Raw genomic sequence first — 14,204 nt, forward strand, 5'->3', positions numbered from 1 at the left:
AGGTCCCATGGACGAAGAATCGAACGACAAATCCGCCTCGCCTCGCCATGCGGGGGCAACGATCGACCCGCCGCACGACCGGATGAAGGTCGTGCGGTTTCGCGATACTTCACGCCGGACATGCGGGCCGATGCACTGCTGTTTTGCTTCGGCGAACGGCGCCTGGTTGCCATCGGTCCAGCCAGAATCCCATTGCGCCTGGCGTTCGTTTCCACGAAGTTGGCAGGGCGCGTCGCGAAAGCCTGTTCTCCTATCTCCATGTTGCGGGGTCGCGGCCCACCGCACATCCTTGACGCACGCGGCCTCAAGTCCGATTTAGACGCCACGCCGCCAGAAGCTTGACCAGCCAGTCGACGAAAACACGCACCTTATTGCTGAGGTGCCGGTTCGATGGGTAGACGATGTAAAGCGGGGTCGGCTCGATGTCCCATTCGGGTAAGACCTGAACGAGCCTGCCCGTCTTCAGGTCGTCAGGAATGAGGAAATGGGGAAGCCGGGCAATGCCGAGACCGGCTTGTGCGGCGGTCAGGTAACTTCTCGCATCATTGACCGAAATCATGTAGCGACCTGTCACTGCAACGGTCTCTCCGCCTTTTCGGAATTCGAACGGCAGTGTCCTGTTGGTCTGGGCCTGGAAATAGTTGACGCAATAGTGGTCCGTCTCGAGCGCAGCGAGTGAATCCGGCACCCCGAATTTTTCGATGTAGAGAGGTGCGGCGCAGGTGATCATTCCCATTTCGGAAACCCGTCTGGCGATCAGCGATTGGTCACCGGATGAGCCGCCGCGAAGTGCGCAGTCGACATTCTCGGCGAGGTAATCGACCGTGCGGTCGCCGACGCCAAGGTCGATGCGGATGTCGGGGTATTTCTTGTAGAAGTCGCACAGTGCAGGGATAACGATCCAGTCCGCGAAGGCGCCGGCCATCTCCACCCGTAGCCGGCCGTTGGGACTGCTGGTCGAATTCGAAAGGCTGCCATCAAGTTCGTCGACTTCCGCCACAATGCGGGTGGCGCGCTCGTAGTACAAGGCGCCATCGGTGGTCACCACCACCCGCCGCGTCGTCCGATTGAGCAGTCGGGTCTGAAGATGTGCTTCCAGCCCCTGGATGAGATTGGTCACGGTTGCCTTTGGCATATGAAGTGCGTCCGATGCCCGTGTAAAATTGCCCGTTTCCACGACGCGGATAAACGCACGCATAGCGGATAGCTGGTCCAATGGTGCCATCTCCTGTGCTGCGATGCGATATTGTTCGAAATCTCGAATAGTGTAATCGCATTTTGTCATCTTGTTCCGTGTGTCGAATAACAATACCTTATATTCAGAAATTGCAAGTGGTCTCCGATCGACGCTTGCGCTAATCCGACATGATGGAAATCAGGACGATGCCCGTCGACGTGAAAGACATGACGCTGGACAAGGTGGCCGTTGGCCCCGTGTCGGCGCGGGTCTATCAGGGTGCCGATTATGCCAAGGGCCCGCCGATCGTTCTTTTCTTCGGTGGCGGCGCATTTCTCGACATGGGGCCGCGGGAATGCCCGGTGGCGGAGTGCCTTGCCGGTATCGGCGCCATCGTCGTCGTTCCTGACTATATCGCACCGCTCGGACCAGCCTTTCCAAAGCCGCTGGAGGTCGGATTTTCGATCTTTTCCTATCTTGCCAAGAAGCGTGCAGGCCTAGGTGATCGCAAGTCGCTGCTGCTGGTCGGCGGCATAGAAGCCGGCGGCAACGTTGCCGCCGCCGTGGCGCTGAAGGCGAGGGATCATTTCGCCAAGGAGCTCGACGGCCAGGTGCTGCTGTCGCCGCTGGTGGATGCGTTCATGGGCTCGGCTTCGATGCGCGAGGCAGATGCGATCGGCATGCGCGCGCGCTGGGCGGAGGGCTGGAGCCAGTATCTGAGCGCCGGCGTCTGTCACCCCTATGCGGCGCCCTGTCTTTGCTCGCGCATGGCGGGTGTCGCTCCGACCTTGCTGCTGACAGCAAATGACGATCCCCTGCGCGATGAAGCGACCGGCTATGCTGAGCGACTCGCGCAGGCCGGAAACAAAGTTCGCCAACATGTCCTTCCCGCCGGGACAGGCTGGCCCTCGATTTACGGCGGGAGAACCGATGACGCCGCGACGTGGCAAGACAGCGTTCGCAAGGAGTTTGCAGGCTTCATCGCCGATATCGGCCAACACTGATTTGGATTGAAAACCAGACTGATCATGCGCGCCCGTTTGGGGACGCAAGGAGAGTAACAAATGACATCGAAAAGCAAGCGCTGGGCCCTTGTGGGCGCCGGCCTGGGAATTGCTGCGTCCTTTGGAACCGCAGCCCTGTTTCTGGACCTGCCGATGAGCACGGTCGCCGTGGCCGCTGCGCCGGTACAGGCGCCGGCGATACCGGTGACCGTAGCCATGGTCGAAGCGAGGGACATCACCACCTGGGAAGAGTTTTCAGGGCGTCTTGAAGCCGTCGACCGGGTGGAAATCCGCTCGCGGGTCGATGGGGCCATTCAGTCCGTCAATTTCCGCGAGGGCGCACTGGTGAAGGCGGGCGACCTGCTGTTCACCATCGATCCGGCACCCTATCAGGCCGCTGTTGCCCAGGCGCAAGGCCAGGTCGCATCTGCCAGGGCCAAGCTGGATCTTGCACGATTGCAGTTCGAAAGGGCCCGGAAGCTTTCGGAAAGCAAAGCGATTTCCCAAAGTGACATGGACCAGCGACAGAATGCCGTCACAGAGGCCGAAGCGGGCATGATGACCGCTCAGGCCGCGTTGCAGACCGTCAATCTCGAACTCGGATATACTGAGGTCCGTGCCCCTGTGGCCGGTCGTGTCGGCAAAGTCGAAATCACCGTCGGCAACCTTGTTGCGGCCGGGTCGACATCGCTGGCGCTAACGACGCTGATGAGCGTCGATCCGATCTATGCGAGCTTCAACGCCAGCGAGGAAATTGTCACCAAGGCGCTGGCGGAACTGCCGTCCGTGTCCGGCGCCTCACCCGCAATCGAGCAGATTCCTGTCGAGATCGGCACTTTGGCCGATAGCGACACGCCGACGAGGGGCAAGTTGCAGCTGATCGACAATCAGGTGGACGCCGCAAGCGGCACGATCAGTGTTCGCGCCGTGTTCGACAATCCGGGCGGCAAGCTGATCCCCGGCCAGTTCGTCAAGGTCCGCATGGGCCAGCCGAAGGCGGAACCGAAGATCCTCGTCAGCGAGCGCGCGATCGGCACCGATCAGGACAAGAAGTTCGTGTTCGTGGTCGACGCCGAAAACAAGGTCGTCTACCGGCCGATCCAGCTCGGTGGCATGGCTGAGGGACAGCGCGTGGTCGAAAGCGGCCTGAAGGCCGGCGACAGGATTGTCGTCAACGGCCTGCAGCGCATCCGCCCCGGCGCGATCGTGGCCCCTGAGCTGGAAGCGAAAGTCGCAGTCGCACAATAGGCGACGCATAAGCCCCCTCCTTTCCCTCCAGGGGAGGGGGCTTCCACACTCGACCTGACCTGAACCGCCGGCGGCATCCGAACCGCCGAAGAGGTTCCTGCATCCATTTTCATGCCGAAGAGGGCCTTGAAATGAATATTTCCAGATTCTTTGTCGACCGCCCGGTCTTTGCCGGGGTGCTATCGGTCCTCATCGTGGTCGCCGGCCTCATCGGCATGCGATCCCTGCCGATTTCCGAATATCCCGATGTCGTTCCGCCATCGATCGTCGTGCGCGCCGTCTATCCCGGCGCCAACCCGAAGGTGATCGCCGAAACCGTCGCCACACCGCTCGAGGAGCAGATCAACGGCGTCGAGGACATGCTGTATATGTCGAGCCAAGCGACGTCGGACGGCGTGATGACGCTGACCGTCACCTTCAAGCTCGGCACCGATCCCGACCAGGCGCAGCAGCTCGTTCAGAACCGCGTTTCGCAGGCCGAGCCGCGCCTGCCGGAAGAGGTCAAGAATATCGGCGTGACCACGGTCAAGAGTTCGCCCGACCTGATGATGGTCGTGAACCTGACCTCGCCCGACAATCGCTACGACATCACCTATCTGCGTAACTACGGTGTCCTCAACATCAAGGACCGGCTGGCGCGCATCCAGGGCGTCGGCCAGGTGCAGATCTTCGGCTCGGGCGACTATTCGATGCGCGTCTGGATCGATCCGCAGAAGGCCGCGGAGCACGGCCTTGCCGCGAGCGACATCACCAATGCTATCCGCCAGCAGAACGTGCAGGCCGCGGCCGGCGTGATCGGTGCATCGCCGAGTCTGGCGGGTGTGGACGTGCAACTCAATGTCAGCGCCCAGGGTCGCCTGACGACGCCGGAGGAATTCGGCAACATCATCGTCAAGAGCGGCGCCAATGGCGCGATCACCCGGCTGCGTGACGTCGCCCGTGTCGAGCTGGGTGCTGCCGACTATTCGCTGCGTTCGCTGCTCGACGGCAAGGCCGCCGTCGCGATTCCCGTATTCCAGGCACCGGGTTCCAACGCGATCACCATCTCGGACGAGGTCGTCAAGACCATGAACGAGCTGCAGATCGCCATGCCTGAAGGTGTGAAATACGAGATCGTCTACGACACGACAAAATTCGTCCGCACCTCGATCGAGAAGGTCGTGGATACGCTGCTCGAAGCTGTCGCACTGGTTGTCCTGGTGGTCATCCTGTTCCTGCAGACATGGCGCGCATCGATCATTCCGCTGATTGCAGTGCCGGTCTCGATCATCGGTACATTCGGTGTGATGTACGCCTTCGGCTTCTCGATCAATGCGCTGAGCCTGTTCGGGCTGGTGCTGGCGATCGGCATCGTCGTCGATGACGCGATTGTTGTGGTCGAAAATGTCGAGCGCAATATCGAGAACGGCTTGTCGCCGCGACAGGCAACCTATCGGGCGATGAAGGAAGTGTCCGGCCCGATCGTGGCCATCGCACTGGTCCTGGTCGCGGTGTTCGTGCCGCTGGCCTTCATCACAGGTCTGTCCGGCCAGTTCTATCGCCAGTTCGCGCTGACGATCGCGATCTCGACTGTCATCTCGGCGATCAACTCGCTGACGCTGTCCCCGGCCCTTGCAGCTCTGCTGCTCAAGGGTCACGACGCGCCGAAGGACTGGTTGACCCGCGGCATGGATTTCGTGTTCGGCTGGTTCTTCCGTGGCTTCAACCGGGCCTTCGGCGCCAGCTCCAACGCCTATGGCAGAAGCGTGGGCGGCCTGCTGTCGCGCAAAAGCATCGTCATGGTCATCTATCTCGCGCTGGCAGGTGGCACCTATGCGATGTTCAACGCCGTGCCGGGCGGTTTCGTGCCGGCGCAGGACAAGCAGTATCTGATCGGCTTCGCCCAGCTGCCGGATGCGGCGACGCTGGATAGAACCGAAGATGTCATCAAGCGCATGAGCGACATCGCGCTTGCCGAACCCGGTGTCGAACACACGATCGCCTTCCCAGGCCTGTCGATCAATGGCTTCACCAACTCGTCCAATGCCGGCATCGTCTTCGTGACGCTGAAGGATTTCGACGAGCGCAAGACGCCCGATCTGTCGGCCGGTGCGATCGCCATGAAACTGAACCAGAAGTTCGGCGCGGTGCAGGATGCCTTCATCGCCATGTTCCCGCCGCCGCCGGTCCAGGGTCTCGGCACGACCGGCGGCTTCAAGCTGCAGCTCGAGGATCGTGCCGGTCTCGGCTATCAGGCGCTCGACGAAGCAACCAAGGCGTTTCTCGCCAAGGCCTATCAGACGCCGGAACTCGCGGGGCTCTTCTCCAGCTACCAGATCAACGTGCCGCAGCTTTATGCGGATCTCGATCGCGCCAAGGCCGAGCAACTGGGTGTCTCCGTCACCGACGTGTTCGAGACGCTGCAGATCTATCTCGGCTCGCTCTATGTCAACGACTTCAATGCCTTCGGCCGTACCTACAGCGTCCGCGCACAGGCTGACGCGGAGTTCCGTGCCAATGCGGATGATATCGGCCAGCTCAAGGTCCGCTCGGCTTCGGGCCAGATGATCCCGCTGTCGGCGCTGCTGAAGGTAGAGGCCATGACCGGGCCGGAGCGCACCAACCGCTATAACGGCTTCCTGGCCGCCGACATCAATGGCGGCCCGGCTCCCGGCTTCTCTTCGGGACAGGCCCAGGCCGCGATCGAGAAGATTGCAGCCGAAGTCCTGCCAACGGGCATCGGCTTCGAATGGACGGATCTGACCTATCAGCAGATCCTTGCCGGAAGTTCGGGCCTGCTTGTCTTTCCGCTGGCGCTGCTGCTGGTCTATCTCGTGCTAGCTGCCCAGTATGAAAGCCTCACTTTGCCGCTGGCAATCATCATGATCGTGCCGATGGGTGTGCTGGCCGCCTTGACGGGCGTCTGGTTTATCGGTGGAGACAACAACATCTTCACCCAGATTGGGCTGATCGTGCTTGTCGGGCTGTCGGCGAAGAACGCGATCCTGATCGTGGAATTCGCCCGTGAACTCGAATTCGAAGGCAGGACGCCGGTTCAGGCGGCCATCGAATCGAGCCGGCTGCGCCTGCGCCCGATCCTGATGACGTCGCTTGCCTTCATCATGGGCGTCATCCCACTGGTGATCTCGACCGGCGCGGGTGCGGAAATGCGCGCGGCGATGGGGGTCGCAGTGTTCGCCGGCATGATTGGCGTCACCTTCTTCGGCATCTTCATGACGCCTGTCTTCTACGTGCTGATCCGCAAGCTTGCAGGCAATCGCCCGCTGGTGCAGCACAAGGCGGCGGAGCCGGCAAGTGCAGGCGAACTGATCGGCATGCCGGCCGAATAGTGACGTCACACGCCAGATTGATCGAGGGCGAGAGCTGCATCGATTGCAGTTGGTTGACATTGTCCTCACGACGGTTGCAGTTGCAATCCGTCGTGAGGGTTGGATGAGCAAGCTCTTCCGCTTCGCTGTCGAGGGAGTCCGCTTCCGCACTGTTGCCCCAAGTGTGCGTCAGCGGATAGATTCGCATAAATTCAACCAGTTCCAATTAATTAGGGGTTTACGGCAACTTGGGTGGGCGTGATCAGAGCATAGCGTTCATTAAGCTGCGAGCTGCACATTTCTAGACAAAGACCGTGATTGAATATAGTTTGCTGCGATGGCTGGGAGGCCGTCCGTTTGAATTGTCCCACGGAGGGCTTTATGCCTCATTTCCCCAAATTTGCCCTTGCAGTCCTTGCTTTCTTAATCGCGCCGACGTGGTCGGAGGCCGCTGAAACAAAGCTCCGTCCCAGCGGAACCGTCGATATCGTTCAGCGCCAGGCCGGTTACTATTTGACCATCGGAACGGGAAAAGGCGTCCTGCACATTGGCGGCCGCGACTATCCATTCAAAATCGCTGGCCTTGGGTTCGGCGGGACCGGCTTTGCTTCGATCAAAGCCACTGGCAAGGTCTACAATCTTAAATCCAGGCGCCAGTTCGCGGGTCGATACACCGCGACGAGAACTGGTTTTGTTGTTGGTAAAACCAGTCGCGGCAAGATGTGGCTGAAGAATTCCAACGGCGTCTATCTGGAGCTGTCGGTCGAGCGCAACGGACTAATGCTCACGTTCGGTGTAGACGACCTCACCATCACCATGAAATAGCCTGTGTCCGCCAACAGAAGCGATACCTCCAGGAAACGCTCCAACTCGCGACGGCGAGAATTCCAGCGGACAAGTTGCCGGTCAGATCGCCGGTTGGCGCGGCGGGACGAAATGCTTCCACGGCCGAATGGCCGTGGGGATGAGTTTATCACCGGTCGCCAACGGCAGGCAATGCCGTTGCGAGGGATGCGACGCAGTCCCTGAACCATCGCTGGGCGGGATGAACATCGTTCCGTCGATGCCACGACAGAACGAACTGGACTGGCTCCAGGTCGAGCGGCGGGGGCAGGATGGAGAGTTCGTGCGCGTGTCCAGACGCGAGAACAACGCCCTCCATCAGGGTAGCGATCATATCGGAACGAGCTATCAAGACGGGTGCCGCATACATTTGCGGGAGGGTCAGGGCGAGGCGCCGCTTCAGCCCTTCCTTCGCCAGTGCCACGTCGACAATTCCAAATCGGTCGTTCTCCGGCGAGACCAGCAGGTGGGAAAGGCCGAGGAAATTGTCGAGATCCAGCGGCGCCTCAGCTGCGGGATGCCCCTTGCGAAGGATGCAGACGAATCTCTCCTGGAAAAGTGGTCGGTTGAGAATTCTGCCCGTTGGCGAAGGCGGCACGCCAATGGCTAGATCGACTTCTCCCGAATCGAGCATGCTGATGGCGTCGTCCCGCGCCGTGAAATCACGGATGCGTAACGTGATCCCCGGCGCCTTTTCGCGCAGCACCGCGAGAAGATGCGGCAGCAGGACGAAGGTCGGGTGGTCGGATAGCCCCAGGGAAAAGCTCACGGCCGCGGTCGATGGGTCGAAACCTTGGGTGAATTCAAGTGTGCGCTGAATCTCGGCAAGAGCATGACCGAGCGGCTCGGCCAGATCGAGCGCGCGCGGTGTCGGCTGGAGCCCGTTCGGGCTGCGAATGAACAACTCGTCCTTCAAGAGATTCCGCAGTCTCGAGAGCGCGGCGCTCATAGCAGGTTGTGTCCGGCCGATCCGGGTGCCGGCACGCGTAACGCTTCGCTCGGCCATCAGAGCGTCGAAAGCGACGAGCAGGTTCAGATCAATGCCATGTAAATCCACGGCATTGATGTTTGCACATAATGCATATCGATTTCAAGCATGGTGAGCCGTCAGATACATCTTCCGTACGTCACATTCTCAGTAACGGAAGCACACTATGGAAACCACTGAAAACAAACCGACGGTATTCGGCCTTACGCCGGAAGAGCAGCGCGCCGTGGAGATGCTGTACCGGGCCTTCAGCGACGGGAACCCGGACCTTCTCGACGAAGCCGTAACGACCGACTGGCAGGATATTCCTCTTGCGCCGCACCAGCAGCCGGGTCGCGATGGCATGAAGCCCCTCATTCGGCAATTTGCCGCGGCCTTTCCCGACCTCGGAATCCAGATCCTGGAGATCATCGGCGCGCCAGGTCGCGCCGCCGTACGCGCTGTCATTACTGGAACCCATACCGGCGAATGGTTCGGCATCGCTCCAACAGGCAGATCATTTCAGATGCCCATCCATGAATTCCACCACATTGACAACGGCAGACTTACGCATACTTGGCACTTAGAAGACTGGTTTGGCTGGCTGCTCCAGGTCGGCGCATGGCCGGTCCAAGTCGGGAAGGCAGCCCAATGAAAACCTTCCGCATTGGCAATTATCATGCTGCGCCGGCCGTCGAAGATGTACAGACGCCAGATGTCGGTCCGGGCGAGGTTCTCGTGCGTGTTAGGGCGGCAAGCCTCAATCCGCTCGATGTAAAGCTGCAGCGTGGGTTAATGCATGCGTTCTTCCCACTAACCTTTCCCTACACCTTGGGGACTGACCTTGCTGGTACCGTCGAACACACCGGAAGCGACGTCACCCGTTGGCACAAAGGCGACGAGGTTCTGGCGCGCCTCGACCCGACAAGCGGCGGCGCGTTTGCCGAATACGCGGTCGTCAGAGATGACTATTTGGTCAGCGTGCCGAGAACGGTATCGCTCGAAGAAGCAGCAGGCATTTCGACGACGGCGGGAACTGCGTGGCAGGCACTGTTCGAAGTCGCGAACCTGAAACGCGGTCAAAGCGTCTTGGTGCATGCTGGTGCCGGCGGCGTCGGTAGTTTTGCGATCCAGTTTGCCCGTTCCGTCGGCGCACGCGCAATTGCGACAGCATCGGGGCAGGGGATTGAAATCGCCCGCCGACTTGGTGCGGATCAGGTCATCGATTATCGGTCGGAGAACTTTTCCGACAAGCTGTCTGATGTCGATGTGGTGCTCGACACGATCGGCGGCGAAACCCAGCAGCGATCGTTCAACGTCCTGCGCGCGGGCGGATATCTTCTATCTACCTCCGCGCCACCGGACGAAGCGCTCGCGAGGGCGCATAACATCGCGGCAACCTTTGTTTTCCATGCGTCCAACGGAAGCCGGCTTGAGAAGATCGTCGAAGCAATTGACGCGAATTCTGTGAAGGTTCTCGTCGATCGGGTAGTGTCGTTACCCAACTTTACTGACGCCTTCGAGCATCAGGCATCGGGTCGCGCTCACGGCAAGATCATCGTCACATTCGATTAGTCACCGAGACGTCGCTGCATACCGCGGCGGCGTCGTTCTGCATCTAGCTCGCCTACGAAATGGGTGATTGGGCTCTATTGCAGAGACCGCCGCCGTTTGCTGTCGGAACTTAATGCAAGACGGGAGCGGTCGCGTGCCGCCTCATGCATTTCGGGCGACACGGCCCTTGGATGTTTTGGCCATTACGCCATGAAACTGGTTGAGCGCACCATCGAGAACGCTGATGCGCTCGATCCGAGCGGTAGCCCCGATGACGCCACCATACAATCACGGGACCGAGTTGGGCCTAAGAGTCGCAGAGAAATCAAACCTGGGCCGGCCACAAGTGAACCAGTCGTGGGGCGCCGATCGCGCGTTCCAAATTACCGATCAGAGCGATGTTGGTCGACATCAACGGCGTCAAAGGCGATTGGAATCAGTTCCTCGCCAGGCGGCGCAGACATGCCGCGGGCCGTTGCCTCAGAAACGAGCGTAGCGCTCCTCGGGCTGGAGCGACTTGAGCCCATGGCACGCGCAGTCTTCTTTTTCCGGAAGGTGGGCGATGGTCTCAAGCGCAATGCGCGAGGCGATCATCGACAGGCTCGGTAATACGTCGTCCTGCAGAAGCTGGCCACGATTGCGGTCCATATAGTCGTTGAAACCAGCCGTGACGAAGGCAAGCGGCGCAAAACAGGCGCCGATCTCGCGCGACAGCGTCGCCTCGGGCGCGATCGAATGATTGATCACGTCGGCGCCCATCGAGCGGAACGCCATGGCTTCGGCCGGGCTGGTCAGTCGCGGTCCATAGGCGTGGGCGGCAACGAGGCCTTGCTCCACGCCGTGGATGCGGCGCGAGGCCGGCCAGTGCCGACGGGCGGTTTGCGCCAGCAGCCCGGCGCAGCGCTGGCAAACGAGCTGCTTTCCGGAGCAGTCGAACCGCTGCCGGCCCTCAAGCAGTGAATAGGGTGTCTGGGTGAGTTCGATAATGTCGGCATTGATCACCATGTCGCCGGGCTGGATGGCCTTGTTGACCGCGCCCATCGTCGAGCAGGCCAGGACCTGGCGCACGCCAGCCTGCTGGAGGACCCAGAAAGCGCGCCGGTGGCAGGAATGATCGATGTGGTCGCGCGGATTGCCATGCGAATACATGCAGAGGACCTGCTTCGTGCGCCCCTCCGCCGTCAGCGAGGCGTCGAACTCAAGGAGCTTCCAGTTCTCAGTCATGCCATAGGGTGTGTCGAAGGCGAGGTCGCGCGCCAGCACGCGGACGCCGGCCATGCCGACATCCTCCGGAAAGGCGAGGCCCCAATTGGCCGACCCGGTGATCACAGCGGTTGTGACGGAGGGGATGGAAGCGGATATCTGTTTGTCGGTCATAGTCACATTCACTTTGAGGCGTCGTTGGAACGCGCATTGAGGACCAAAATGACGACCCCGACGAAGACCGTCCACAGCGTCGAAATCGCGGCGATGGTCGGATCGATTTGATCTCGCAGCGAGATGAACATCAGCTTTGGCAATGTCGTGTTCGGTCCATTTGCGATGAAGATGGAGATCACCGCTTCGTCGAGGGAGGTGAGGAAGGCCATCAAGCCCGCGGCGACGAGGCTCAGGGCGAGCTGCGGCGCAATGATCCCGCCGATCACTCTCGGCCAGCCGGCGCCCAGGCTTCGCGCCGCCTGTGCCTGCTGCCAGTCGAACCGGTTTACGGCGGGCTGCAAGACCACAACTGCCACCGGAATGGCGAGCGTCACATGTCCGGCAAGCACGCCGGCGAAGGACGCGATCAGGCCGAGTTTTGCCAGGACGATGAACAAGCCGATGGCGAGCAGAATGCCGGGTGTTACCGAGGGAGTGAGCAGGAAGCCATACACGCCTCCAGCGAGCGGAGAGCCCAGCCGGTTGATGGCGATCGAGGCCAGGAACGCAACGGGCACGGCGATTGCGGCGGTGAGCGCACCGAGCATGAGGCTGGTCTTCAGGGCCCCCATCCATGCGGCCGAGGTGAAGAAGGTCTCGTACCAACGCAGCGACCATTGCTTCGGCGGAAACTCGAGCAGATCGGACGCGGAAAAGGACAGCGGCACGACGATCAGCGTCGGCAGCATGAGAAACAGCAGCACCAGGCTGGCGACGGTCCAGAGCAGCGCGCGTGAAAGCCGGCTGTCGTGATAGGCGTCAAGCATGATGCATCCTCTCGCGGGCCAGCCGGCGGACCGCGACGAACAGGCAGCCGGCGATGAGAACAAGCAATAGAAGCAGCACGCCAAGAGCACTGGCACTTCCCCAGTCCTGGAATGTCGACAACGTCCGCTCGATGCGGATTGCGATGGGATTGACCTTGCCGCCGCCGAGCACTGCGGGTGTGATGAAGAAGCCGAGCGTGTAGATGAAGACGATCATGGAGCCCGACGTAAGGCCGCCGGACGAGAGGGGCAGGATAACCGTCGCCACGCAGCGCCAGAAGCCCGCGCCCAGGCTTGCCGCGGCGCGGACGACATTGCCATCGATGTCGCGCATCGCGGCATAGAGCGGCAATACGAAGAGCGGCAGCATGTAGTGCACCATGCCGATCAGCGTGCCGGTGAAATTGTAGACGAGCGGCAAGGGTTGATCGATCACGCCGAGCGATGTCAGCGTTGCATTGATCATGCCGTCCCGCCGCAGCAGCACGAGCCATCCGTAGGTTCGCACAAGGATCGAGGTCCACAGCGGCAGCATGATCAGGATCAGCGCTCGGTTTGCGACGCGTCGATTGGCGCTGGCGAGCGCGAGCGAGAGCGGAACGCCCAAAACCATGCATATGACAAGGGTGGATAGCGACAGCGACAGGGTGACGCCGAGGGAGGACCAGGTTAGGCGGCTCGACAATATCTTCTCATAGTTTCCGAGCGTCGCCTCGCCGGTCAGGGTCAGGAACGACTGGCTGAGGATCCAAAGCACCGGCGCCATGGCCGACACGCCGACTATGACGATCGCCGGTGCGGCGAGGCCGAGAAAGAAGAAGCGTTCTCGTCTTTGTTCGCGGGCGAGAGCGGGGTCGTTCATGGAACGCGCGCCCCCTCCAATAGGTGAACATGACCGAATTCCGCATAGGCGCGAAGCTCAGCCCCGATCTTGAGCTCGGCGCAGGCGGCAGCTCGGTTCGCCGACAGGCTCAACATGAACTGATCTCCGGCGGTGGTCTCAAGGTTAAGGAGCCAGTTCTCGCCTCGGAACGCTTTCGAGACGAGGTGGCCGATCACCTCGACCCGGTCATCGCCGAGCCCAGCGGGATCGAGCGCGAAATTTTCAGCACGGATCATCGCGAGGCGCTCGCGTGGCAGGGCTGCTGCGCCCGGTCCCTGGAAATTGCCGGCCGGGGCGATGTTGGCTTCCCCCATGAACTCCGCGACGAAGCGGTTTCTTGGTCGACGGTAGACGTCCTGGGGCGCGCCGATCTGCTGGATGCGCCCGGCGTCCATCACCGCGATACGGTCGGACATGGTGAGCGCTTCGCGCTGGTCGTGCGTTACGTAGATGGTGGTGACGCCGAGGTCGTCATGCAATTTGCGGATCTCGAACTGCATGTGCTCGCGCAGGTTCTTGTCGAGCGCCGAAAGGGGTTCGTCCATCAGCATCACGCGTGGTTCGAAGACGATGGCGCGCGCCAGGGCAACGCGCTGGCGCTGGCCGCCGGAGAGCGCGGCGATGTCGCGCATTCCGAAGCCGGAGAGCTTGACCCTTGCAAGTGCTGCCTCCGCTCTCTCCCGGGCCTGTGCTTTGGGTATGCCACGCAGTCTCAGAGGGTATTCAACGTTCCCTGAGACGCTCATATGCGGAAACAGAGCGTAGTTCTGGAAGACGACCCCGATGTTCCGTCGGTTCGGCGGCAGGCGGGTCATGTCCTGCCCACCGACCGTGAGCACGCCCGATTCCGGCCGCACGAAACCCGCGAGCGCCATCAGCAGTGTCGTCTTGCCGGACCCCGAGGGGCCCAGCAATGTGAGGAATTCTCCGGCTGCAACATCAAGCTCGACATCGTCGAGAGCAACATAGCGTCCGTAGGACTTCCGGAGGCCTGCGATGGAGATCGAGAGCGAGGTGCCCGTCATTGTCGCACC

General features: G+C 61.1%; 12 protein-coding genes and 1 pseudogene. 7 read left to right on the forward strand and 6 right to left on the reverse strand.

Translation table 11 applies throughout. The features are described from left to right. Positions 1-18: 18 nt before the first annotated feature. Positions 19-257, forward strand: a pseudogene (locus AC2YI2_RS16930) (hypothetical protein); the annotation flags it as partial. A 47-nt stretch (positions 258-304) separates the two neighbouring features. Here the strand turns inward: AC2YI2_RS16930 and AC2YI2_RS16935 are convergent. Next, positions 305-1,216 (reverse strand): LysR family transcriptional regulator, encoded by a 912-nt coding sequence (locus AC2YI2_RS16935; RefSeq protein ID WP_487387666.1) that lies wholly within the window; start codon positions 1,214-1,216, stop codon positions 305-307. Positions 1,217-1,383: 167 nt separating this feature from the next. Here AC2YI2_RS16935 and AC2YI2_RS16940 point away from each other — a divergent pair, with 167 nt between their 5' ends. From AC2YI2_RS16940 to AC2YI2_RS16955, 4 genes are all read left to right on the forward strand, one after another. Continuing rightward, positions 1,384-2,181, forward strand: a complete 798-nt coding sequence (locus AC2YI2_RS16940; protein ID WP_487387667.1) for an alpha/beta hydrolase fold domain-containing protein — start codon at positions 1,384-1,386, stop codon at positions 2,179-2,181. A 60-nt stretch (positions 2,182-2,241) separates the two neighbouring features. Continuing rightward, a complete protein-coding gene (locus AC2YI2_RS16945; RefSeq protein WP_487387668.1) occupies positions 2,242-3,429 on the forward strand; it encodes an efflux RND transporter periplasmic adaptor subunit in 1,188 nt (395 codons plus the stop codon). A gap of 131 nt (positions 3,430-3,560) precedes the next feature. After that, positions 3,561-6,758, forward strand: coding sequence for an efflux RND transporter permease subunit (locus AC2YI2_RS16950; protein WP_487387669.1), 3,198 nt, complete (start codon positions 3,561-3,563; stop codon positions 6,756-6,758). 360 nt (positions 6,759-7,118) lie between these two features. Continuing rightward, positions 7,119-7,562: a hypothetical protein gene (locus tag AC2YI2_RS16955; RefSeq protein ID WP_487387670.1), complete on the forward strand. Its 444-nt coding sequence runs from the start codon at positions 7,119-7,121 to the stop codon at positions 7,560-7,562. 148 nt (positions 7,563-7,710) lie between these two features. Here AC2YI2_RS16955 and AC2YI2_RS16960 read toward each other — a convergent pair whose 3' ends face one another. Continuing rightward, positions 7,711-8,637, reverse strand: coding sequence for a LysR family transcriptional regulator (locus AC2YI2_RS16960; protein ID WP_487387671.1), 927 nt, complete (start codon positions 8,635-8,637; stop codon positions 7,711-7,713). 97 nt (positions 8,638-8,734) lie between these two features. On the opposite strand from AC2YI2_RS16960, the gene AC2YI2_RS16965 reads away from it, so the two are divergent. Together AC2YI2_RS16965 and AC2YI2_RS16970 are read left to right on the forward strand one after the other, a co-directional pair. Next, on the forward strand, positions 8,735-9,202 hold the full coding sequence (locus AC2YI2_RS16965; RefSeq protein ID WP_487387672.1) for an ester cyclase: 468 nt from the start codon (positions 8,735-8,737) through the stop codon (positions 9,200-9,202). Continuing rightward, complete coding sequence (locus AC2YI2_RS16970; RefSeq protein WP_487387673.1) at positions 9,199-10,122, forward strand: NADP-dependent oxidoreductase; 924 nt, start codon at positions 9,199-9,201, stop codon at positions 10,120-10,122. The genes AC2YI2_RS16965 and AC2YI2_RS16970 overlap by 4 nt, the downstream gene beginning before the upstream one ends. A 459-nt stretch (positions 10,123-10,581) precedes the next feature. Here AC2YI2_RS16970 and AC2YI2_RS16975 read toward each other — a convergent pair whose 3' ends face one another. The 4 genes from AC2YI2_RS16975 to AC2YI2_RS16990 are packed head-to-tail and all read right to left on the reverse strand — an operon-like array spanning position 10,582 to position 14,195. Next, positions 10,582-11,478: a phosphorylase family protein gene (locus AC2YI2_RS16975; RefSeq protein WP_487387674.1), complete on the reverse strand. Its 897-nt coding sequence runs from the start codon at positions 11,476-11,478 to the stop codon at positions 10,582-10,584. An 8-nt stretch (positions 11,479-11,486) separates the two neighbouring features. After that, positions 11,487-12,287, reverse strand: coding sequence for an ABC transporter permease (locus tag AC2YI2_RS16980; RefSeq protein WP_487387675.1), 801 nt, complete (start codon positions 12,285-12,287; stop codon positions 11,487-11,489). After that, a complete protein-coding gene (locus AC2YI2_RS16985; RefSeq protein WP_487387676.1) occupies positions 12,280-13,149 on the reverse strand; it encodes an ABC transporter permease in 870 nt (289 codons plus the stop codon). Before AC2YI2_RS16985 ends, AC2YI2_RS16980 begins: the two co-directional genes overlap by 8 nt. After that, positions 13,146-14,195 (reverse strand): ABC transporter ATP-binding protein, encoded by a 1,050-nt coding sequence (locus tag AC2YI2_RS16990; RefSeq protein WP_487387677.1) that lies wholly within the window; start codon positions 14,193-14,195, stop codon positions 13,146-13,148. The genes AC2YI2_RS16985 and AC2YI2_RS16990 overlap by 4 nt, the downstream gene beginning before the upstream one ends. Positions 14,196-14,204: the final 9 nt, after the last annotated feature.

Source organism: Rhizobium sp. SRI_017 (assembly GCF_057586295.1).

Excerpts from the sequence above, each read along its gene's own strand:
- AC2YI2_RS16940 (WP_487387667.1), top strand. The coding sequence starts at position 1,384 with ATGCCCGTCGACGTGAAAGACATGACGCTGGACAAGGTGGCCGTTGGC.
- AC2YI2_RS16945 (WP_487387668.1), top strand. The coding sequence starts at position 2,242 with ATGACATCGAAAAGCAAGCGCTGGGCCCTTGTGGGCGCCGGCCTGGGA.
- AC2YI2_RS16950 (WP_487387669.1), top strand. The coding sequence starts at position 3,561 with ATGAATATTTCCAGATTCTTTGTCGACCGCCCGGTCTTTGCCGGGGTG.
- AC2YI2_RS16955 (WP_487387670.1), top strand. The coding sequence starts at position 7,119 with ATGCCTCATTTCCCCAAATTTGCCCTTGCAGTCCTTGCTTTCTTAATC.
- AC2YI2_RS16965 (WP_487387672.1), top strand. The coding sequence starts at position 8,735 with ATGGAAACCACTGAAAACAAACCGACGGTATTCGGCCTTACGCCGGAA.
- AC2YI2_RS16970 (WP_487387673.1), top strand. The coding sequence starts at position 9,199 with ATGAAAACCTTCCGCATTGGCAATTATCATGCTGCGCCGGCCGTCGAA.
- AC2YI2_RS16975 (WP_487387674.1), bottom strand. The coding sequence starts at position 11,478 with ATGACCGACAAACAGATATCCGCTTCCATCCCCTCCGTCACAACCGCT.
- AC2YI2_RS16980 (WP_487387675.1), bottom strand. The coding sequence starts at position 12,287 with ATGCTTGACGCCTATCACGACAGCCGGCTTTCACGCGCGCTGCTCTGG.
- AC2YI2_RS16985 (WP_487387676.1), bottom strand. The coding sequence starts at position 13,149 with ATGAACGACCCCGCTCTCGCCCGCGAACAAAGACGAGAACGCTTCTTC.
- AC2YI2_RS16990 (WP_487387677.1), bottom strand. The coding sequence starts at position 14,195 with ATGACGGGCACCTCGCTCTCGATCTCCATCGCAGGCCTCCGGAAGTCC.